A 20,567-nucleotide genomic window follows, 5' to 3' on the forward strand; every position below is an offset into this window, starting at 1 on the left:
ATGAACTCCTTATTTTTTGAATAAAACAAATTGACTGTTTTTTGGATAAACTGATACATGTTGCTCTTCGTGAATTTGTGATGCAGCTTCAAGGACTAGAGGATAAGAGTATTGATACAGTTCCTCTAAAGTAATTTTTCCGTTAGTATTGGTGTCTGCCATAGGCGAAATCATTCTATTTTGAAGTGGATCCCAACCTGTACCCATTGCCCAGTATCTAGTGGCAAGACTACCTACTCCGACCGCACTATACGATTCTTCACCCATACAAGAGGCACATAGTACGAGGAATTTAGAATCAAGCATTTCGCCATTCTTGCTTGCTATATCTCCTGTTGAAAATCCTGCCAAAAATGCTTGATCATCAAATCTTTTTTCAGACTTGGAGGCAACCTTTTTGTTTGGCTTATCTACATCTATAATCGTTCCTGAATAGCAACAATCCAGCATAACAACAAACTTACCTTTGTATTGTTTCAGTATGGATGCTAATTCCCAACCTGAAAATGATGTTTTATCGCTACCAATGGCTATCGTCCCATCTTCTCCACCATGACAAGTAAGGTAAAGGTAGTTCACATCGCTTTCGCTAGAAGATTTGAAAAGCTCTTGCATTTTTGCAATAATCTCGGACTTAGTTTTATCTGGGAACCGAACAACTTTACTAAAGTTTTGGTTACTGAAAACCTTCTCCATAGCATTAACATCTTCGATAGGTACTGCTCTCGTTGATGTTTCACCAAGAACTAAAGCACGGCGATTAATCGTTTGTCTTGCTCCACTAGTGGCAAAGAAATAGGTATCATCTCCGATATTGTGCCAACCTGTCTGCATAGCACCGCTATCAGCTAAATAATATTGTTGTCCTTCGATAGTCTGTAGGCCAGTTTGCATGACACCGCTAGTATTTAAATAGTACCAACTACCAGAAATCAAACACCAGCCTGTTTTCATAGCACCACTATCATCTAGATAATACCAATTTCCATGCTCATTAAACCAACCTGTTTTCATCCAACCTTCACTATCAAAATAGTACCAGGTTTCATTGATCTTTTCCCACCCGTTTTTAGTGTAAGAACCGTCAGAATGTTTATACCACCAACGGCCATTCGATTGAATCCAACTGCCGTCAGAGTGACTATAAGCCTTGGGAGAAATAGATTCTTGAGCAGAAACTGGACTATTTACTGATAGTGATGTCACTAGGCTCAGTAAAGCAACTGATGACAATAAAATTTTTTTCATAATCATATTGTCCTTTCTGTTTTATTTTTGTATAATCATAATCATATCACAAATAAAAAAACAGGTTTTATTTTTTGCAGAAATGGAAGAGGAATAGTATGGAAAATTTTGGAGCAGTTTTAAAGGATATTCGTATTTCAAAAAATTTTCGTCTTAAAGATTTGGCTTGTGATAAGATTAGTGAGTCAACTATTTCTCGTTTCGAAAATGGGATTACAAAATTATCTATTGATCATTTTTACATGTTATTAAATCGCCTGGGGATATCATTTTCGGAATTTGAAGAATTAGTTCATTGCTATTATTCTAAAAAAGAATGTTTTTTTGAAGAACTAGAACATGCTGTAAACTCTTCAGATATCATTTTGTTACAAGAACTAATAAAGAAAATAGAACTAAAACAAAAGCAGGAAAAAAGTTTATGCAATTGTCACATAAAGTTGATTGCTGAACAACAGATTAATCGCCTTGCAAACCTTCCTTACAATGCATCTAAATGTAATGAGTTAATAAAGTATTTGCTTTCTGTAGATAATTGGATGGAGTATGAACTGAAAATTTTCTATAATTCGGTGTTTTTTATGAACACTAAAACCATAAGTTTACTATATAGAGCGGTAATCAAGAAAACACGACATTTTTTAAAAACAGATATGGGAACACATAGAGTAATTCCTTTATATTTATTTAATTTAGAATTATTATTAAAAAATAATTTGTTAGATAGCGCTCAATTTTTTATAGATGATTTAGAAAATTTACTGACCAGACAAGGATATTATTTTGAAAAGACTTATTTGCTTTTTTTAAAAGGTATTTATCTTATAAAAACGAATCAAGTAGAGTTAGGTAAAAAAGAATGTTCCAAAGCTATGAGAATATGTAAGGAATATAATGATAGTGTCACAATAGAGAAATTAAACAAGACCTTTAAATCAGATTTAAAAGGATTTGTTTTTTAAATAAAGTTAGACAGAAAATGAGATAAAAGAAAAAAAGATAGCCTCTCTGTGATGAGATGTTATCCTTTTTGATTATGAAACTATTGCAAATTAACCTTGTTTCTCAAGATATAGTAGGTTCCGAGATAAAAGATAGCTATGAAAATGAGTTCTTCAACAATACCTATGCTTGTTCCCATATAGAAATTATCATTAAATCCTGCAAGTGAATTGACATAGAAGTTAGCACTGGTATTGAAGAAGACTTCAATAAATCCAATGACGATTAGGATTCCAATGTAGGCTACAATAGCGAGTGCTGTACGGTATTCATTGAACAGTTGTCCAATAGAAATGGCCAAGTAAATGCAGAGGATTCCTGAGATTGTACTAAGCAGGAAGGATAACCCCACAAGAGAGAGTTTAGGAAGGTATGTTCCTACAAGTGGGAACCAGTCATAATGTGACATCCAATCTGGAACCGTTATAGTCACAATAAGAAAAGCACTTAGAGCCAGTACAGCCGAGCTAAGTATAGACCAGATGAAGGCTCCGACTAATTTAGCAGTGATGATATAGTGCTCAGAAACTGGCAAGGTCAAAGTCAGATAGCCTTGGCGGTCATAGACACTACCTTTGAAGCGTTTAATGATTAAGAAAAGAGTTGAAATCCCCAGTGTAATTATCAAGCCACCAAAGACGAGAGCCAGAAAGATAAATAGGAAAGGTTGACTATCTTTGAAAGATACATAAGAATAGTAGTGTCCTTGCATTCCTATGGGGACGGAAAGGACTAGCACGGCAGCGTAAAGGGCTAAATACCACTTGTTAACATTTTTAAATTCGTAGCGAACTAAATTCTAAAACATAATAATCTCCTTTGCTTAGGCCTTAAATTCCTGACGGAAGAGTTGGTCAATGGATTCACCTGACTCATAGCGAATATCATCTACATTTCCTTGACGAACGACTTTTCCATCTTTGAGGAAGACAATTTCATCCAAGATTGGCTCGATATCAGAAATCAAGTGGGTAGAAATCAAAACGGTAGAAGTTGGGGAGTAGTTGTTGATGATGGTATTGAGGATATAATCACGGGCTGCTGGATCCACCCCACCAATAGGTTCGTCCAGAACGTAGAGACGAGCATCACGGCTCATAACCAAAATCAGTTGTACCTTTTCCTTGTTCCCTTTTGATAATTTCTTGAGACGACTATTTTCATCAATTCCTAGGTCTGCAAGTAGATGATGGGCGCGTTCCAGATTGAAATCTTTATAGAAGGTCTTGAAGTAGGTTAGGGCTTCTTTGACCTTCATTTGCTCATTGAGATAGGTCGTATCCGGCAAATAAGCTACGATAGCCTTGGTTGCTGGGCTTGGGTCCATGTCGTTGATAAGGACGCGTCCTTGATCTGGTTGTAAGAGGCCATTGATTAGTTTAATCAAGGTTGTTTTCCCTGAGCCGTTTGGTCCAAGGAGACCAACAATTTTTCCAGCTGGGATGTCAAGGGAAACATTTTCAAGGGCTGGGGTTGCTCCATAAGATTTGGATACATTTTCAAATGCTAGTAATGACATAGGCTTAAACTCCTTTAATATAATCGCCGACTACGCCTGGTAGTTCTTCTTTTTCATAGCCAAAATGGGTCATGGAGGAAACGAAGTGTTCCAATTCTTCTTCCGATAATTGTTTGCGTGATTGGGCAATCAGTTCTTTATCCTCAGTTACAAATCGTCCAGTTGTGCGCTTGCTGTAGACAAATCCTTCTCGTTCGAGGTCTGACAAGGCTCTTTGGATGGTGTTTGGATTGACACCCGCCTCGCTAGCCAGCTCCCTCACGGTTGGAAGTTGTTGATTGGGTTCCAGTGCATGGGAGACAATCTGAAGCTTGATTTTCTCCATAATCTGTAAATAAATGGGTTTTTTATTGTCAAATGTCCAGGACATCTTGTTCTCCTTTCTGTTATCTCTTTGTCTTAATTAAATAATACAACAAAACAAAAAACTTGTCAAGCAAAAAGAAGAATTGTTTTGGGAATCGCTTAAAAAATGGTATAATGAAAAGAAAACGATAAGGAGGGAAAGGATGCGTTGTCCAAAATGTGGGGCTACCAAGTCAAGTGTTATCGATAGTCGCCAAGCAGAAGAAGGGAACACCATTCGTAGAAGACGTGAGTGCGACGAATGCCAGCACCGTTTTACAACCTACGAACGAGTAGAAGAAAGAACCTTAGTGGTTGTTAAAAAAGATGGCACACGGGAACAATTCTCCAGAGATAAAATCTTTAATGGGATTATCCGCTCAGCCCAGAAACGTCCTGTGTCAAGTGATGAAATCAACATGGTAGTCAATCGTATCGAACAGAAACTCCGTGGTCGAAATGAAAATGAAATTCAAAGTGAGGACATTGGTTCACTCGTCATGGAGGAGTTGGCTGAACTGGACGAGATTACCTATGTACGTTTTGCCAGTGTCTATCGTAGTTTTAAGGATGTCAGTGAGTTAGAGAGCCTGCTCCAACAAATCACCCAGTCCTCTAAAAAGAAAAAGGAAAGATAAATGAAGCCAATTGACCGTTTTTCTTATCTAAAGAATAATCGGGTGTCGCAAGATACCTCATCTCTGGTACAGTGCTACCTCCCGATTATCGGTCAGGAGGCACTGAGCCTTTATCTTTATACAATCAGTTTTTGGGATAATGGCAGAAAGGAATATCTTTTTTCAAGCATTCTTAACCATCTCAACTTTGGGATGGATAGACTGATAAAATCCCTGAAAATCCTATCTGCTTTCAATCTCTTGACCCTCTATCAAAAGGGTGATACCTATCAGATAGTTATCCATGCTCCACTTTCGAGTCAGGACTTCTTGGAACATCCTGTTTATCGCAGACTTTTGGAGAAAAAGATTGGCGATGCAGCTGTGGAGAATTTGAAAGTTGAGAGTGCTGAGGGAGAAGAAATACCTATCTCACTCAATCAAGTCTTTCCAGATTTGGCAGAACTAGGAAGTCAAGAAGACCTTGGTCTCAAGAAGAAAGTGGCCAACGATTTTGACTTAGATCATTTTCGTCAGCTGATGGCTAGAGATGGCCTTCGCTTTGCGGATGAGCAGTCCGATGTCTTAAACCTCTTTGCCATTGCCGAGGAGAAAAAGTGGACTTGGTTTGAAACTTATCAATTGGCCAAGTCAACAGCTGTTTCCCAGATTATTTCAACCAAACGCATGCGGGAAAAAATCGCTCAAAAACCGATTTCCTCTGACTTTAGTCCTAAGGAAGCAACCATTATCAAGGAAGCCAAAAGTAAAACGGCCTTGCAGTTCCTGGCAGAAATCAAGCAAACACGCAAGGGGACCATTACCCAAACAGAAAGAGAACTCTTGCAACAGATGGCTGGCTTGGGCTTGCTGGACGAAGTTATTAATATCATTCTCTTATTGACCTTTAATAAGGTGGATTCGGCAAATATCAATGAGAAATATGCCATGAAGGTAGCCAATGACTATGCCTATCAAAAGATACATTCGGCAGAAGAGGCAGTCTTGCGCATCCGTGAGCGAGGGCAGAAGAATCAGGCTCAAAAAAGCAGTAAACCGAGTCCTGCCAAGTCCAATGTACCCAAGTGGAGCAACCCAGATTATAAGAATGAAACCAGCGAGGAAACTCGTCTGGAATTAGAACGTAAGAAACAAGAACTATTAGCTCGATTAGAAAAAGGAGGAGATTAGATGGAAAGTGTCGGAGACGTACTCAAACGTCAACCTAGCCGTTTTCATTATCAAGATTTGGTCCAGAAAATCATGAAGGATCCTGATGTTGCGGCCTTTATCCAGCAAGAATCCCTTACTCCAGAGGAATTAAATCGCAGTATCTCCAAGTTTAATCAGTACATCACCGAGCGTGACAAGTTTCTCCGTGGTGATACGGATTATATTGCCAAAGGCTACAAGCCTATTTTGGTTATGAATCATGGCTATGCGGACGTTTCTTATGAAGAAACTCCAGAACTAATCGCGGCTGAAAAAGAAGCGGCTATTAAGAACCGTCTCAAGTTAATCAATCTGCCAGCCAGTCTCAGGAAAGCTAGTTTGGCTCAAGTAGACTTGGATGATTTGGGTCGCTTGCCAGTTTTTGAAAAGTTATTAGCCTTCGTGGAGCAATATCCAGCTATTCGAAAAGGTCTTTACCTATATGGAGATTTTGGTGTGGGTAAAAGTTTCATGGTGGCTGCCCTAGCCCATGATTTATCAGAAAAACGTGGTGTTTCATCCACTCTTCTCCACTATCCTAGCTTTGTCATAGATGTCAAAAATGCTATCGGTGATGGCAATGTTAAGACCTTGGTGGATGAGATTAAGCTTTCTGAAGTCCTGATTTTAGATGATATTGGTGCCGAGCAATCAACAGCTTGGGTGCGGGATGAAATCCTACAAGTCATTCTCCAATATCGGATGCAGGAAGATTTACCGACCTTTTTCACATCCAACTTCGACTTTGAAGATTTGGAGAAGCATTTTGCTAAAGGGAAACATGGAAATGACGAAACCTGGGAAGCCAGACGGGTCATGGAACGTATCCGTTATTTGGCTGAGGAGACTCGTTTAGAAGGAGTAAACCGTCGATGACAGAAACAATCAAATTAATGAAGGCTCATACTTCAGTGCGCAGGTTTAAGGAGCAATCCCTTCCTCAGGAAGACTTGACTGAAATTCTGACATCGGCCCAAATGGCCTCGTCTTGGAAGAATTTCCAATCCTACTCTGTGATTGTAGTACGAAGTCAAGAAAAGAAAGATGCCTTGTATGAATTGGTGCCTCAAGAAGCCATTCGCCAGTCAGCTGTTTTCCTTCTCTTTGTCGGAGATTTGAACCGAGCGGAAAAGGGAGCCCAGCTTCATACGGATACCTTCCAACCTCAAGGTGTAGAAGGTATCTTGATTAGTTCAGTCGATGCGGCTCTTGCTGGTCAAAATGCCCTGCTGGCAGCTGAAAGTTTGGGCTATGGAGGTGTCATCATTGGCTTGGTACGGTACAAGTCCGAAGAAGTGGCAGAGCTTTTTAACCTGCCTGACTACACCTATCCTGTCTTTGGGATGGCACTAGGAATACCAAATGAAGAACATGAAGTCAAACCTCGCTTGCCATTGAATCAAGTGGTGTTTGAGGAAGAATACCGAGAACAGTCAACTGATGCAATCGAAGCTTATAACCGTGTACAGGCGGACTATGCTGGAGCACGTGCGACCACAAGCTGGAGTCAGCGCCTAGCAGAACAGTTTGGTCAAGCAGAACCAAACTCAACTAGAAAAAATCTTGAACAGAAGAAGTTATTGTAGAAAGTGAGAAATTATGGCCCTACCAACTATTGCCATTGTAGGACGTCCCAATGTTGGGAAATCAACCCTATTTAATCGGATCGCTGGTGAGCGAATCTCCATTGTAGAAGATGTCGAAGGAGTGACACGTGACCGTATCTATGCAACGGGTGAGTGGCTCAATCGTTCTTTTAGCATGATTGATACAGGAGGAATTGATGATGTCGATGCTCCTTTCATGGAACAAATCAAGCACCAGGCAGAAATTGCCATGGAAGAAGCAGATGTTATCGTCTTTGTCGTGTCCGGTAAGGAAGGAATTACTGATGCAGACGAATACGTAGCCCGTAAGCTTTATAAGACCCACAAACCAGTTATCCTCGCAGTGAACAAGGTGGACAACCCTGAGATGCGAAATGATATCTATGATTTCTATGCCCTCGGTTTGGGTGAACCATTGCCTATCTCATCTGTCCATGGTATCGGTACAGGGGATGTGCTAGACGCCATCGTAGAAAATCTTCCAAATGAATATGAAGAAGAAAATCCAGATGTCATTAAGTTTAGCTTGATTGGTCGTCCTAACGTCGGAAAATCAAGCTTGATCAATGCTATCTTGGGAGAAGACCGTGTCATTGCCAGTCCAGTTGCTGGAACAACGCGTGACGCCATTGATACCCACTTTACAGATACAGATGGCCAAGAGTTTACCATGATTGATACAGCTGGTATGCGTAAGTCTGGTAAGGTTTATGAAAATACCGAGAAATACTCTGTCATGCGTGCCATGCGTGCGATTGACCGCTCAGATGTGGTCTTGATGGTCATCAATGCGGAAGAAGGTATCCGTGAATACGACAAGCGTATCGCAGGATTTGCCCATGAAGCTGGTAAAGGGATGATTATCGTGGTCAACAAGTGGGATACACTTGAAAAAGACAACCATACTATGAAAAACTGGGAAGAAGATATTCGTGAGCAGTTCCAATACCTGCCTTACGCACCGATTATCTTTGTATCAGCCTTGACAAAGCAACGTCTCCACAAACTTCCTGAGATGATCAAGCAAATCAGCGAAAGTCAAAACACACGTATTCCATCAGCTGTCTTGAACGATGTAATCATGGATGCTATTGCCATTAACCCAACACCGACAGACAAAGGAAAACGACTTAAGATTTTCTACGCGACCCAAGTGGCAACCAAACCACCAACCTTTGTCATCTTTGTCAATGAAGAAGAACTTATGCACTTTTCTTACCTGCGTTTCTTGGAAAATCAAATCCGCAAGGCCTTTGTCTTTGAAGGAACACCAATCCATCTCATCGCAAGAAAACGTAAATAAAAAAGTAGAATCTGGAATGACATTTCCAGATTTTTTTGATAGAATGAAGTTGAAGAAAACGCTATCAAAAAGAGGTGTTGATGATGGAACATTTTTTTAAATTGTTAATCTTATTACCCTGTTTTTACTTTTTCAGCTGGATTGAAAAGGCCAACAGAGATAGTAAATTTTTCCCAATTTTTTACTATTTTTACTGGATTTACATCACCCTCTATGCTCTTTTTAGCCTTGCTTGGACAGTTTTTTCAGTCCTGTTTTTCAATATCCTATTGAGAAATGTGGCAGACATCAAGTCTTGGGGGATTTGGCCATTATTACTACTCATTGCTTTTTCCAGTTCTTGGTTAACCTATATCTTTTTCAAAAAAATGCTTCGCTTGAGACGAGAACTAGGAAAGTCTAAAGGTGGAAGGCATTGATTTATACTCTTCTAAAATCTCTTCAAACCACGTCAACGTCGCCTTGCCGTACTCAAGTACAGCCTGCGGCTAGTTTCCTAGTTTGCTCTTTGATTTTCATTGAGTATTATATTACTTTCTATTTGTAGGAGGTGGCTTATGAAGATTCCTCTCTTAACTTTAGCAAGGAATAAATTTGTTTATGTCCTGCTTACTTTGATTTTCCTTGCTTTGGTGTATCGTGATTTTTTGATGACTTATTTCTTTTTTGATATTCATGCGCCTGACCTAGCCCAATTCGATGGACAAGCAATTAAAAATGACTTATTAAAATCAGCTTTAGATTTTCGTATTCTCCAGTTCAATCTAGGCTTTTATCAATCATTTATTATTCCAATCATCATTTCTTTGCTAGGTTTTCAATATATTGAGCTGAAAAATAAAGTTTTACGATTGAGTATTGGAAGAGAAGTGAGTTATCAAGGGTTAAAAAGAAAGTTGACTTTTCAAGTTGCAAGTATCCCTTGTGTGATATATTTAGTGACTGTGCTGATAATTGCAATCATAACCTATTTCTTTGGGACTTTTTCTCCTCTGGAATGGAATTCTCTATTTTCTGATGGAAGTAGTTTACAAAGGCTTCTAGATGGAGAAATAAAAAGTTATTTGTTTTTTATGTGTGTCCTTCTAATCGGTATCTTCATCAATACGGTCTATTTTTTAAAAATAGTTGATTATTTAGGGAATGTGACTCGTTCGGCAATTGCCTATTTGATGTTTCTTTGGCTTGGTTCTATGCTGCTCTATAGTATCTTGCCATACTATATGGTTCCTATGACGAGTTTGATGCAAGCTAGCTATGGGGATGTAAGTTTGATGAAACTCTTTACTCCTTATATCCTTTATATTGTCCCTTATATGGTGCTTGAAAAATATGAAGATAATGTTTAAGAATTTTAACAATATTTTGCTAAAGAGAAAGATTGTTTTACTACTTCGTATAGTTCTGATGATGATTTTGACCAACTATCTATTGTCAACAGCGGTTCAAAAGCAGGATGTTTTTCTCTTTTTTAAGAGAGAATTGATTTCAATCTTTTCCTATAATGACTATTCTGAAGTGAATTTAGAAATCCCCAAACTCTTGTTAAACCTTTCTATTTTCATGGTAGGATGGCTCTCTGTCATTTTACTTGAAAGTGATTTGGCAGACCATTACCATCACTTGATTCGCTATCAATCAAGCTCCTTTTTCGATTATACAAGGAAACGATTGGTTGTCATCTCTAAATTTTTTATTCAAGATTTAGTTGTCTGGTTCCTTGGTTTACTTCCTCTAGGAATTCATTTCAAAACAGTCGCACTTTTCTTTTTATTTGCTCAGTTAATGATGTTGTACTTACTACTGTCTTATCTGATAGCACTTATTAGTGCGGGCGCTGGTTTTTCCTTTTTTCTCTATTTTTTAGCATTTGTGGGACAAGAATGGATGATGGATCATATTGTAACAGTGTATTTAGGACTCTTAAGTTTATTAGTTATGTTGATTGTTAGTCGCTTGGAAGAGAAATTTAAGAAAGGATAAACGATGAGACTTGAAATTATAAATGGACAGAAAATTTATGGGAAAAGACCTATTTTAAATCAGTTAAATCTGGTCTTTCAATCAGGAAAAATTTATGGACTTAAAGGTGATAATGGATCTGGCAAGACGGTTCTTTTAAAGGTACTTGCTGGTTATATTAAGCTTGACAAAGGAAAAGTTCTTCAAGATGGTAAAGTTTACGGGGTAAAAAATCATTATATTCAGGATGCAGGAATTTTAATTGAAAAGGTAGAGTTTCTATCTCATTTATCCCTTAGAGAAAATTTGGAACTGTTAAGGTATTTTTCATCTAAAGTTACGGAAAAAAGAATTACCTATTGGATTCAATACTATGATTTACAGGAATTTGAAGACGTTGAGTACCGTCATTTATCCTTAGGAACGAAACAAAAAATGGCCTTGATTCAAGCCTTTATTTCCGAACCATCTATACTCTTTCTCGATGAACCTATGAATGCTTTAGATGAGAAGAGTGTGAGGTTGACCAAACAGGTCATTTTATCTTACCTGAAAAAAGAAAATGGTTTGGTTATCCTGACTTCGCACATATCGGAAGATATTTCAGACCTTTGCACAGATGTATTAGTTGTCGAAAATGGGCATATACAATATTTAAAGGATATACAATCCTAGGAGGTAGCTTATGGCACATCTAAAATCATTTATTACACGCTATTCTAAGGTCTATATTGGTTTAGTTCTGCTGATCTGGCTGGCTTTCTTCTTTCTTCCTTGGGATAAACCAGTTCTGGGAATATCTATCAATCTCTTAATCATGCAGAAAGTTTTACTAGTTTTTGGAATTCTGTCGATTTTGATGGCCTTGCTGTCCAAGAAAGTCAGTCTCTTTGTTTTTGGATTGATCTGCTGTTTTTCTCTTTGGATAAATCTATTTATCCTATTTGCGATTTTGCCGATTTTTGTTGGCAATTAAATCATCATAAAAGTCAGAGAGGTTAGCTTGGAAACTAGCCTCTTTTTCCTTTTCAAAATGGGGATTCTTCCTTGAAAATAATCAGTAATTGTGCTAAAATTAAAAGAACATTCTAAAATATTCGGAATTTAAAGTAAGGAAAAACATGGCTAATATTTTAAAAACAATTATCGAAAATGATAAAGGAGAAATCCGTCGTCTGGAAAAGATGGCTGACAAGGTTTTCAAATACGAAGACCAAATGGCTGCTTTGACTGATGACCAACTAAAAGCAAAAACAGTTGAATTTAAAGAACGTTATCAAAATGGAGAATCACTGGATTCATTGCTTTATGAAGCATTTGCGGTTGTCCGTGAAGGTGCTAAACGTGTCCTAGGTCTCTTCCCATATAAGGTTCAGGTCATGGGGGGAATCGTTCTTCACCATGGTGACGTGCCAGAAATGCGTACAGGGGAAGGGAAAACCTTGACTGCGACCATGCCCGTATACCTCAATGCCCTTTCAGGTAAAGGGGTTCACGTAGTTACGGTCAATGAATATCTATCTGAACGTGACGCGACTGAGATGGGTGAATTGTACTCATGGCTTGGTTTGTCAGTAGGGATTAACTTGGCTGCCAAATCTCCAATGGAGAAAAAAGAAGCCTATGAGTGTGATATTACCTACTCAACCAACTCAGAAATCGGATTTGACTACCTTCGTGATAACATGGTCGTTCGCGCTGAAAACATGGTACAACGTCCGCTTAACTATGCCTTGGTCGATGAGGTTGACTCAATCTTGATTGACGAGGCCCGTACACCTTTGATCGTATCAGGTGCTAACGCAGTTGAAACCAGTCAGTTGTATCACATGGCAGACCACTATGTAAAATCTTTGGATAAAGACGACTACATCATCGATGTGCAGTCTAAAACTATTGGTTTGTCTGATTCAGGGATTGACAAGGCCGAAAGCTACTTCAAGCTTGAAAACCTCTATGACATCGAAAACGTAGCTCTGACTCACTTTATCGATAATGCCCTTCGTGCCAACTACATCATGCTTCTCGATATTGACTATGTGGTGAGCGAAGAACAAGAAATCTTGATCGTTGACCAATTTACAGGTCGTACCATGGAAGGTCGTCGTTATTCTGATGGATTGCACCAAGCCATTGAAGCCAAAGAAGGTGTGCCAATTCAGGATGAAACCAAGACATCTGCCTCAATCACTTACCAAAACCTTTTCCGTATGTACAAGAAATTGTCTGGTATGACGGGTACAGGTAAGACTGAGGAAGAAGAATTCCGTGAAATTTACAACATTCGTGTTATTCCAATCCCAACCAACCGTCCTGTTCAACGTATTGACCACTCAGACCTTCTTTATGCAAGTATTGAGGCTAAGTTTAAGGCGGTTGTTGAAGATGTTAAGGCTCGTTACCAAAAAGGTCAGCCTGTCTTGGTTGGTACAGTAGCGGTTGAAACTAGTGACTACATTTCTAAGAAATTAGTCGCAGCTGGCGTTCCTCACGAAGTCTTGAACGCAAAAAACCACTATAAAGAAGCCCAAATCATCATGAATGCTGGTCAACGTGGTGCTGTTACCATTGCGACTAACATGGCCGGTCGTGGTACCGACATCAAGCTTGGTGAAGGGGTTCGCGAATTGGGTGGACTTTGTGTGATTGGTACAGAACGCCATGAAAGCCGTCGTATCGATAACCAGCTTCGTGGACGTTCAGGTCGTCAAGGAGACCCAGGTGAGTCACAATTCTACCTATCTCTTGAAGATGACTTGATGAAACGTTTTGGTTCTGAACGCTTGAAGGGAATTTTTGAACGCTTGAATATGTCTGAAGAGGCCATTGAGTCTCGTATGTTGACGCGTCAGGTTGAGGCAGCGCAAAAACGTGTTGAAGGAAATAACTACGATACCCGTAAACAAGTCCTTCAATACGATGACGTCATGCGTGAACAACGTGAAATTATCTACGCTCAACGTTACGACGTTATCACTGCAGATCGTGACTTGGCACCTGAAATTCAGTCTATGATCAAACGCACGATTGGTCGTGTCGTTGACGGTCATGCGCGTGCAAAACAAGATGAAAAACTCGAAGCAATTTTGAACTTTGCTAAGTACAACTTGCTTCCTGAAGATTCTATTTCTGTTGAAGACTTGTCAGGCTTGTCTGATAAGGCCATTAAGGAAGAACTCTTCCAACGTGCTTTGCAAGTTTACGATAGTCAGGTTTCAAAACTACGCGATGAAGAAGCAGTTAAAGAATTCCAAAAAGTTTTGATTCTACGAGTGGTAGATAACAAGTGGACAGATCATATCGATGCCCTTGATCAATTGCGTAACGCGGTTGGACTTCGTGGCTATGCTCAGAACAACCCTGTTGTTGAGTATCAGGCAGAAGGTTTCCGTATGTTTAATGACATGATTGGTTCGATTGAGTTTGATGTGACACGCTTGATGATGAAAGCCCAAATTCATGAACAAGAAAGACCACAAGCAGAACACCATATCAGTACAACAGCGACCCGCAATATCGCTGCCCACCAAGCGAATATGCCTGAAAATCTGGATTTGAGCCAGATTGGACGGAATGACCTTTGCCCATGTGGTTCTGGTAAGAAGTTTAAAAACTGTCACGGTAAAAGACAATAAAATGAGATAGTTTAGAGGCGGATACCTTGTGAAAAGTAAATTTTTACTTGGTATCCGTTTGATTTATAAGGAGATGAGTTATGGTATTTACAGCAAAAAGTCCTAAAATTAATATTGAAGAAGTTCGTGCCTTATCAAAATTAGAAGGCCAAGCTTTGGAGAGAAAATCACAGCGCGATCAAGAGCTAGAAGCCATTATACGTGGAGAAGATCAACGAATTCTCTTGGTAATCGGGCCATGCTCATCTGACAATGAAGAAGCTGTCCTTGAGTACGCTAAGCGTTTGGCAGCTTTGCAAGAAGAAGTAGCAGACCGTATCTTTATGGTTATGCGTGTTTATACAGCCAAACCTCGTACTAATGGAGATGGATACAAGGGCTTGATTCACCAGCCTAACGCGACAGAAGCGCCAAGCCTCATCAACGGAATCAAAGCTGTTCGCCATCTTCACTATCGTGTCATCACGGAAACTGGTATGACAACAGCTGATGAAATGCTTTATCCTGAAAATCTTCCGCTTGTAGATGATTTGATTTCTTATATGGCGGTTGGTGCCCGTTCAGTTGAAGACCAGCAACACCGCTTTGTGGCAAGTGGGGCAGATTTCGCGACTGGTTTTAAAAATCCAACATCTGGAAATCTCAATGTTATGTTTAATGGGATTTATGCTGCTCAAAATAAACAAAGTTTCCTTTTCCTAGGAAAAGAAGTGGAAACAACTGGGAACCCACTTTCGCACGCCATTCTTCGTGGAGCGATTAATGAGTATGGTAAGAATATTCCTAACTACTACTATGATAATTTGATGGATACTATTGCCCAGTATGAGAAGATGGGCTTGGAAAATCCATTTATCATTGTGGACACTAATCATGACAACTCTGGTAAGCAATATATGGACCAAATTCGAATTGTCCGCCAGACCTTGATTAACCGTGATTGGAATGAAAAAATCAAGCAGTACGTTCGTGGCTTTATGATTGAGTCTTATCTAGAAGACGGCCGTCAGAACGAACCAGAAGTATTTGGCAAGTCTATCACGGACCCTTGCCTTGGCTGGGAAAACACGGAAGTCCTTGTCAGAGAAATTTACCAAACGCTAGGAGAATAAGATGGCATTTATTGAAAAAGGTCAAGAAATCGATATTGAAGCAATCAAGGCAGAAACCCAATTGTCTGCGGAAACCTTGCGACTAAAGGAGCGTCGTGATAGAGAATTGGCAGACATTATTTCAGGAGAAGATGACCGTATCCTTTTGGTGATTGGTCCTTGTTCTTCTGATAATGAAGAAGCTGTATTGGAATATGCTCGCCGTTTATCTGCCTTGCAAAAGAAGGTGGCGGACAAGATTTTCATGGTTATGCGTGTGTATACTGCTAAACCTCGCACCAATGGAGACGGCTATAAAGGTTTGGTTCACCAACCAGATACCTCTAAGGCTCCAAGCCTGATTAACGGTTTGCAGGCTGTGCGCCAGTTGCACTACCGCGTGATTACAGAGACTGGTTTGACAACAGCAGATGAGATGCTTTATCCGTCAAATCTGATCTTGGTAGATGATTTGGTCAGCTACCATGCTGTGGGGGCTCGTTCTGTGGAAGACCAAGAGCACCGCTTTGTGGCCTCAGGAATTGATGCACCGGTCGGGATGAAAAATCCAACCTCAGGAAATCTCGGAGTCATGTTTAACGGTATCTATGCTGCTCAAAATAAACAGACCTTCCTCTTTCATGGCCAAGAAGTTGAGACTTCAGGAAATCCTTTGGCACACGTAATCCTTCGTGGAGCAGTCAATGAATATGGGAAAAATGAGCCTAACTTTTACTATGAAACCCTACTAAATGCCATTGAACGTTATGAGACAATGGGACTTGAAAATCCTTTTATTCTCATCGACACCAACCATGATAACTCAGGCAAGCAATATATGGAGCAGATTCGAATTGTTCGCCAGACCTTGCAAAATCGTGATTGGAACGAGAAAATCAAAAAGACAGTTCGAGGCTTTATGATTGAATCTTATCTAGCAGATGGTCGTCAAAACCAACCAGAGGTCTTTGGATGTTCCATTACCGATCCTTGCCTAGGTTGGGAAAATACAGAGGCCTTGGTAGAAGAGATTTATGCTACCTTGACAAAATAAGTGAAAAGGATGGAGTTGGGGAATCTCAACTCCTTTTGATGAGAATGATAGTTGGACATGGAATTGACATCGAAGAATTAGTTTCGATAGAAAGCGCAGTTACACGACATGAAGGTTTTGCTAAGCGCGTGCTGACCGCTAAGGAAATGGAACGGTTTAACAGTCTTAAAGGGCGCAGGCAAATAGAATATTTGGCTGGTCGCTGGTCGGCTAAAGAAGCCTTTTCCAAGGCCATGGGAACTGGTATTGGCAAGCTCGGTTTTCAGGATTTGGAAGTCTTGAATAATGAACGCGGGGCTCCTTATTTTAGTCAGTCACCATTTTCAGGAAAGATTTGGCTGTCTATCAGCCACACAGATCAGTTTGTGACAGCCAGTGTCATTTTGGAGGAAAATCATGAAAGCTAGTCCGCATAGACCAACTAAGGCTCTGATTCATCTGGGAGCTATTCGACAAAATATTCAGCAAATGGGGGCTCATATCCCTGAAGGAACGCTCAAATTTGCAGTGGTCAAGGCTAATGCCTATGGGCATGGGGCTGTTGCCGTTGCCACGGCGATTCAAGATGATGTTGATGGCTTTTGCGTTTCGAATATTGATGAAGCCATTGAACTCAGACAGGCTGGACTCAGCAAACGAATCCTCATTTTAGGAGTTTCTGAAATCGAAGCTGTTGCTCTAGCTAAAGAATACGACATTACCTTGACTGTGGCTGGACTGGAGTGGATTCAAGAACTCATAGCTAGAGAGGAAGAGTTAGCTGGTTTGACAGTCCACCTCAAGATTGATTCAGGAATGGGACGGATTGGTTTTCGAGAGGCTAGTGAGGCTGAGCAAGCTCAAGACTTGCTCCAACAACATGGTGCTCGTGTTGAAGGGATTTTTACCCACTTTGCTACTGCAGACGAGGAATCAGATACTTACTTTAATGCCCAGTTAGAGAGATTTAAAACTATTTTGGCCAGTATGAAAGGTCTTCCAGAGCTGGTTCATGCCAGCAATTCTGCAACGACTCTTTGGCATGCAGAGACTATTTTCAATGCGGTCCGTATGGGAGATGCTATGTATGGTCTTAACCCTAGCGGAGCGGTCTTGGACTTACCCTATGACTTGATTCCGGCCTTGACCTTGGAGTCTGCTATGGTCCATGTCAAGATAGTTGCAGCTGGAGCTTGCATGGGCTATGGAGCAACTTATCAAGCGGATAGCGAGCAAGTCATCGCGACGGTACCAATCGGCTATGCGGATGGTTGGACACGAGATATGCAGAATTTCACTGTCTTGGTAGATGGCCAAGCTTGCCCAATCGTCGGACGGGTTTCTATGGACCAAATCACCATTCGCTTGCCTAAGATTTATCCGCTAGGAACAAAAGTAACCTTGATTGGCTCCAACGGTGACAAGGAAATCACAGCAACTCAGGTAGCTGCCTACCGTGGGACTATTAACTATGAGGTGGTTTGTCTTCTCAGCGACCGTATTCCGAGAGAATATTATTAGAAAAGAAAGGAGTGGAGCATGAATCTACATCAACCCTTGCATGTCTTACCTGGTGTGGGACCAAAGTCAGCAGAGAAGTACGCCAAACTAGGAATTGAAAACTTGCAAGACCTCTTGCTCTACTTTCCTTTCCGTTATGAGGACTTCAAAACCAAGCAAGTATTGGAACTAGAAGACGGGGAGAAGGCAGTCCTATCTGGTCAAGTCGTGACTCCTGCCAGTGTCCAGTATTATGGTTTTAAGCGCAATCGCCTGCGTTTTAGCCTCAAGCAGGGAGAAGTCGTTTTTGCGGTGAATTTCTTTAACCAGCCCTATCTGGCTGATAAGATAGAGTTGGGAGCAACTCTTGCCGTCTTTGGAAAATGGGACCGTGCCAAGGCTAGTCTGACTGGGATGAAGGTCCTGGCTCAGGTGGAAGATGACCTCCAACCTGTTTATCGTCTGGCTCAGGGAATCAGTCAGGCAAGTCTGGTCAAAGTTATCAAGACGGCTTTTGATCAGGGACTGGATCTCTTGATAGAAGAAAATCTGCCCCAGTCCTTGCTGGACAAATACAAACTCATGTCCCGTTGTCAGGCCGTCCGCGCCATGCATTTTCCTAAGGATTTGGCAGAATACAAGCAGGCTCTTCGCCGTATCAAATTTGAGGAACTCTTTTATTTCCAAATGCAGTTACAGACGCTCAAGTCTGAAAATAGAGTTCAGGGAAGTGGTCTGGTTCTGAATTGGTCTCAGGAAAAAGTGACAGAAGTCAAAGAAAGGCTGCCTTTTGCCCTGACCCAAGCTCAGGAAAAGAGTTTGCAGGAAATTTTGACCGACATGAAGTCGGATTACCACATGAATCGTCTCTTGCAAGGAGATGTGGGGAGCGGGAAAACGGTGGTCGCTGGCTTGGCCATGTTTGCGGCGGTGACAGCTGGTTATCAGGCTGCCCTAATGGTACCAACAGAAATTCTCGCAGAGCAACATTTTGAGAGTCTACAGAGTCTCTTCCCAAACCTAAAACTCGCTCTCTTGACAGGGTCCTTGAAAGCTGCAGAAAAGAGGGAAGTTTTGGAGACCATTGCCAAGGGTGAGGCTGATTTGATTATCGGAACCCACGCTCTGATTCAGGATGGGGTGGATTATGCTCGCCTTGGCTTGATTATCATCGATGAGCAGCACCGTTTTGGTGTGGGGCAAAGGCGTGTTCTGAGAGAAAAAGGCGACAATCCAGATGTCCTCATGATGACAGCGACACCCATACCACGAACCTTGGCCATCACAGCCTTTGGAGATATGGATGTTTCCATTATTGACCAGATGCCAGCAGGACGGAAGCCTATTGTGACTCGCTGGATCAAGCATGAGCAACTGCCTCAGGTTTTGACTTGGTTAGAGGGGGAAATCCAAAAAGGTTCACAAGCCTATGTTATCTCTCCTTTGATTGAAGAATCAGAAGCTCTGGATTTGAAAAATGCCATTGCCTTATCAGAGGAATTGACGGCTCATTTTGCTGGTAAGGCAGAGGTGGCTCTTCTACATGGTAAGATGAAGAGTGACGAAAAAGACCAGATAATGCAGGATTTCAAAGAGCGAAAAACGGATATTCTGGTTTCGACAACGGTTATCGAGGTAGGGGTCAATGTTCCCAATGCGACCGTTATGATTATCATGGATGCCGATCGCTTCGGTCTTAGTCAGCTTCACCAGCTTAGAGGTCGTGTCGGTCGGGGGGACAAGCAGTCTTATGCAGTTCTCGTTGCCAATCCCAAGACGGATTCTGGGAAAGACCGCATGCGCATCATGACAGAAACGACCAATGGATTTGTCCTTGCGGAGGAAGATTTGAAAATGCGTGGTTCAGGTGAGATTTTTGGAACCAGACAGTCAGGCCTTCCAGAATTCCAAGTGGCTGATATTATCGAAGATTTTCCGATTTTAGAAGAAGCCAGAAAGGTTGCTAGCTACATTAGTTCTATTGAAGGCTGGCAAGAGGATCCGGAGTGGCGCATGATAGCTCTTCATCTGGAGAAGAAAGAACATTTAGATTAAGCTTTCTCTAAGGAAATCTTAAGCTAGCTTTCAGGTTAGCCCCTTATACTAGAGTCATCAAAAAGAAACGAGGACTCTCACATGACAGTAACGATTAAAGTAAATTATCAAACCACTTTCCAAAAGAAAGAAGCAAAAAACTAAGATTGAGCAGGAGAAAAAGGGCGGAAATGCTCTTTTTTCGTTTTTAAAAGCACAATTTATTGAATCTAAAATAGCACACTGCGGATTCTAAAAAATTTCTAGAAATTATAGTAGATTGAATCTGGAATAGTCCACCGAGTTTTCTAAAACATTGCTAGAAATTAGCTTGAATTCCGCAATCAATTTGTTCAGTTTTTATTTCATTTAACTATAATTTGACTTTCCTAATTTCTTTGTTCATATCTTATTTCAATACACATATCTTACTATTTCAGAGCCCGCATCTAGCATAAC

Annotated in this window: 20 protein-coding genes and 1 pseudogene; 17 read left to right on the forward strand and 4 right to left on the reverse strand. The window is 40.7% G+C overall.

The window, feature by feature from the left end; translation table 11 throughout:
- Positions 1–9: 9 nt before the first annotated feature.
- Positions 10–1,248, reverse strand: coding sequence for a caspase family protein (locus KV696_RS04660; protein ID WP_219967007.1), 1,239 nt, complete (start codon positions 1,246–1,248; stop codon positions 10–12).
- 98 nt (positions 1,249–1,346) lie between these two features.
- On the opposite strand from KV696_RS04660, the gene KV696_RS04665 reads away from it, so the two are divergent.
- Positions 1,347–2,210 (forward strand): helix-turn-helix domain-containing protein, encoded by an 864-nt coding sequence (locus KV696_RS04665; RefSeq protein ID WP_004249316.1) that lies wholly within the window; start codon positions 1,347–1,349, stop codon positions 2,208–2,210.
- Between the two features lie 80 nt (positions 2,211–2,290).
- Here KV696_RS04665 and KV696_RS04670 read toward each other — a convergent pair.
- The 3 genes and pseudogenes from KV696_RS04670 to KV696_RS04680 all read right to left on the reverse strand — a co-directional run.
- A pseudogene (locus KV696_RS04670) lies at positions 2,291–3,049 on the reverse strand (hypothetical protein); the annotation flags it as partial.
- A gap of 24 nt (positions 3,050–3,073) precedes the next feature.
- Complete coding sequence (locus KV696_RS04675) at positions 3,074–3,769, reverse strand: ABC transporter ATP-binding protein (RefSeq protein WP_004256110.1); 696 nt, start codon at positions 3,767–3,769, stop codon at positions 3,074–3,076.
- Positions 3,770–3,773: 4 nt separating this feature from the next.
- Positions 3,774–4,139 carry a GntR family transcriptional regulator gene (locus tag KV696_RS04680; RefSeq protein ID WP_023943799.1) on the reverse strand — a complete coding sequence of 122 codons (366 nt, stop codon included), beginning with the start codon at positions 4,137–4,139 and terminating at the stop codon, positions 3,774–3,776.
- Between the two features lie 139 nt (positions 4,140–4,278).
- Between KV696_RS04680 and nrdR the strand changes: the two genes are divergently transcribed.
- The 16 genes from nrdR (at position 4,279) to recG (ending at position 20,129) form a co-directional block, all read left to right on the forward strand.
- Positions 4,279–4,752, forward strand: a complete 474-nt coding sequence (nrdR, locus tag KV696_RS04685; protein WP_001203672.1) for a transcriptional regulator NrdR — start codon at positions 4,279–4,281, stop codon at positions 4,750–4,752.
- Complete coding sequence (locus tag KV696_RS04690) at positions 4,753–5,922, forward strand: DnaD domain protein (RefSeq protein WP_219967008.1); 1,170 nt, start codon at positions 4,753–4,755, stop codon at positions 5,920–5,922.
- Positions 5,923–6,819, forward strand: coding sequence for a primosomal protein DnaI (dnaI, locus tag KV696_RS04695; RefSeq protein ID WP_173304511.1), 897 nt, complete (start codon positions 5,923–5,925; stop codon positions 6,817–6,819).
- Positions 6,816–7,529, forward strand: coding sequence for an NADPH-dependent oxidoreductase (locus KV696_RS04700; RefSeq protein WP_219967009.1), 714 nt, complete (start codon positions 6,816–6,818; stop codon positions 7,527–7,529). Before dnaI ends, KV696_RS04700 begins: the two co-directional genes overlap by 4 nt.
- A gap of 13 nt (positions 7,530–7,542) precedes the next feature.
- The gene (gene der / locus KV696_RS04705; RefSeq protein ID WP_001207696.1) at positions 7,543–8,853 is read left to right on the forward strand and encodes a ribosome biogenesis GTPase Der; all 1,311 of its coding nucleotides are present in this window, start codon (positions 7,543–7,545) and stop codon (positions 8,851–8,853) included.
- 83 nt (positions 8,854–8,936) lie between these two features.
- Positions 8,937–9,272 carry a hypothetical protein gene (locus tag KV696_RS04710; RefSeq protein ID WP_219967056.1) on the forward strand — a complete coding sequence of 112 codons (336 nt, stop codon included), beginning with the start codon at positions 8,937–8,939 and terminating at the stop codon, positions 9,270–9,272.
- A gap of 138 nt (positions 9,273–9,410) precedes the next feature.
- A complete protein-coding gene (locus KV696_RS04715) occupies positions 9,411–10,202 on the forward strand; it encodes a hypothetical protein (RefSeq protein WP_173225648.1) in 792 nt (263 codons plus the stop codon).
- Positions 10,195–10,836 carry a hypothetical protein gene (locus KV696_RS04720; protein ID WP_219967010.1) on the forward strand — a complete coding sequence of 214 codons (642 nt, stop codon included), beginning with the start codon at positions 10,195–10,197 and terminating at the stop codon, positions 10,834–10,836. Before KV696_RS04715 ends, KV696_RS04720 begins: the two co-directional genes overlap by 8 nt.
- A 3-nt stretch (positions 10,837–10,839) precedes the next feature.
- Positions 10,840–11,490 carry an ABC transporter ATP-binding protein gene (locus KV696_RS04725; RefSeq protein WP_173225654.1) on the forward strand — a complete coding sequence of 217 codons (651 nt, stop codon included), beginning with the start codon at positions 10,840–10,842 and terminating at the stop codon, positions 11,488–11,490.
- Positions 11,491–11,500: 10 nt separating this feature from the next.
- A complete protein-coding gene (locus KV696_RS04730) occupies positions 11,501–11,791 on the forward strand; it encodes a hypothetical protein (RefSeq protein WP_050222445.1) in 291 nt (96 codons plus the stop codon).
- A gap of 145 nt (positions 11,792–11,936) precedes the next feature.
- Positions 11,937–14,450, forward strand: a complete 2,514-nt coding sequence (gene secA / locus KV696_RS04735; RefSeq protein ID WP_219967011.1) for a preprotein translocase subunit SecA — start codon at positions 11,937–11,939, stop codon at positions 14,448–14,450.
- Positions 14,451–14,530: 80 nt separating this feature from the next.
- Complete coding sequence (locus tag KV696_RS04740) at positions 14,531–15,562, forward strand: 3-deoxy-7-phosphoheptulonate synthase (RefSeq protein ID WP_004258559.1); 1,032 nt, start codon at positions 14,531–14,533, stop codon at positions 15,560–15,562.
- A gap of 1 nt (position 15,563) precedes the next feature.
- On the forward strand, positions 15,564–16,595 hold the full coding sequence (locus KV696_RS04745) for a 3-deoxy-7-phosphoheptulonate synthase (protein ID WP_033676539.1): 1,032 nt from the start codon (positions 15,564–15,566) through the stop codon (positions 16,593–16,595).
- Between the two features lie 44 nt (positions 16,596–16,639).
- A complete protein-coding gene (gene acpS, locus KV696_RS04750) occupies positions 16,640–17,002 on the forward strand; it encodes a holo-ACP synthase (protein WP_033676541.1) in 363 nt (120 codons plus the stop codon).
- A complete protein-coding gene (alr, locus tag KV696_RS04755) occupies positions 16,992–18,095 on the forward strand; it encodes an alanine racemase (RefSeq protein WP_219967012.1) in 1,104 nt (367 codons plus the stop codon). Before acpS ends, alr begins: the two co-directional genes overlap by 11 nt.
- 18 nt (positions 18,096–18,113) lie before the next feature.
- Positions 18,114–20,129 (forward strand): ATP-dependent DNA helicase RecG, encoded by a 2,016-nt coding sequence (gene recG, locus KV696_RS04760; protein WP_219967013.1) that lies wholly within the window; start codon positions 18,114–18,116, stop codon positions 20,127–20,129.
- Positions 20,130–20,567: the final 438 nt, after the last annotated feature.

The sequence above is a fragment of the Streptococcus humanilactis genome, assembly GCF_019448275.1.
In the GTDB taxonomy this organism is placed as follows: domain Bacteria; phylum Bacillota; class Bacilli; order Lactobacillales; family Streptococcaceae; genus Streptococcus; species Streptococcus humanilactis.

Bases quoted from the DNA above. Each gene is read 5' to 3' on its own strand.
- recG (WP_219967013.1), top strand. From the start codon at position 18,114: ATGAATCTACATCAACCCTTGCATGTCTTACCTGGTGTGGGACCAAAG.
- der (WP_001207696.1), top strand. From the start codon at position 7,543: ATGGCCCTACCAACTATTGCCATTGTAGGACGTCCCAATGTTGGGAAA.
- KV696_RS04710 (WP_219967056.1), top strand. From the start codon at position 8,937: ATGGAACATTTTTTTAAATTGTTAATCTTATTACCCTGTTTTTACTTT.
- nrdR (WP_001203672.1), top strand. From the start codon at position 4,279: ATGCGTTGTCCAAAATGTGGGGCTACCAAGTCAAGTGTTATCGATAGT.
- KV696_RS04665 (WP_004249316.1), top strand. From the start codon at position 1,347: ATGGAAAATTTTGGAGCAGTTTTAAAGGATATTCGTATTTCAAAAAAT.
- acpS (WP_033676541.1), top strand. From the start codon at position 16,640: ATGATAGTTGGACATGGAATTGACATCGAAGAATTAGTTTCGATAGAA.
- KV696_RS04715 (WP_173225648.1), top strand. From the start codon at position 9,411: ATGAAGATTCCTCTCTTAACTTTAGCAAGGAATAAATTTGTTTATGTC.
- KV696_RS04700 (WP_219967009.1), top strand. From the start codon at position 6,816: ATGACAGAAACAATCAAATTAATGAAGGCTCATACTTCAGTGCGCAGG.
- KV696_RS04675 (WP_004256110.1), bottom strand. From the start codon at position 3,769: ATGTCATTACTAGCATTTGAAAATGTATCCAAATCTTATGGAGCAACC.
- KV696_RS04690 (WP_219967008.1), top strand. From the start codon at position 4,753: ATGAAGCCAATTGACCGTTTTTCTTATCTAAAGAATAATCGGGTGTCG.
- alr (WP_219967012.1), top strand. From the start codon at position 16,992: ATGAAAGCTAGTCCGCATAGACCAACTAAGGCTCTGATTCATCTGGGA.
- KV696_RS04660 (WP_219967007.1), bottom strand. From the start codon at position 1,248: ATGAAAAAAATTTTATTGTCATCAGTTGCTTTACTGAGCCTAGTGACA.
- secA (WP_219967011.1), top strand. From the start codon at position 11,937: ATGGCTAATATTTTAAAAACAATTATCGAAAATGATAAAGGAGAAATC.
- KV696_RS04725 (WP_173225654.1), top strand. From the start codon at position 10,840: ATGAGACTTGAAATTATAAATGGACAGAAAATTTATGGGAAAAGACCT.
- KV696_RS04745 (WP_033676539.1), top strand. From the start codon at position 15,564: ATGGCATTTATTGAAAAAGGTCAAGAAATCGATATTGAAGCAATCAAG.
- dnaI (WP_173304511.1), top strand. From the start codon at position 5,923: ATGGAAAGTGTCGGAGACGTACTCAAACGTCAACCTAGCCGTTTTCAT.
- KV696_RS04740 (WP_004258559.1), top strand. From the start codon at position 14,531: ATGGTATTTACAGCAAAAAGTCCTAAAATTAATATTGAAGAAGTTCGT.
- KV696_RS04720 (WP_219967010.1), top strand. From the start codon at position 10,195: ATGTTTAAGAATTTTAACAATATTTTGCTAAAGAGAAAGATTGTTTTA.
- KV696_RS04680 (WP_023943799.1), bottom strand. From the start codon at position 4,139: ATGTCCTGGACATTTGACAATAAAAAACCCATTTATTTACAGATTATG.
- KV696_RS04730 (WP_050222445.1), top strand. From the start codon at position 11,501: ATGGCACATCTAAAATCATTTATTACACGCTATTCTAAGGTCTATATT.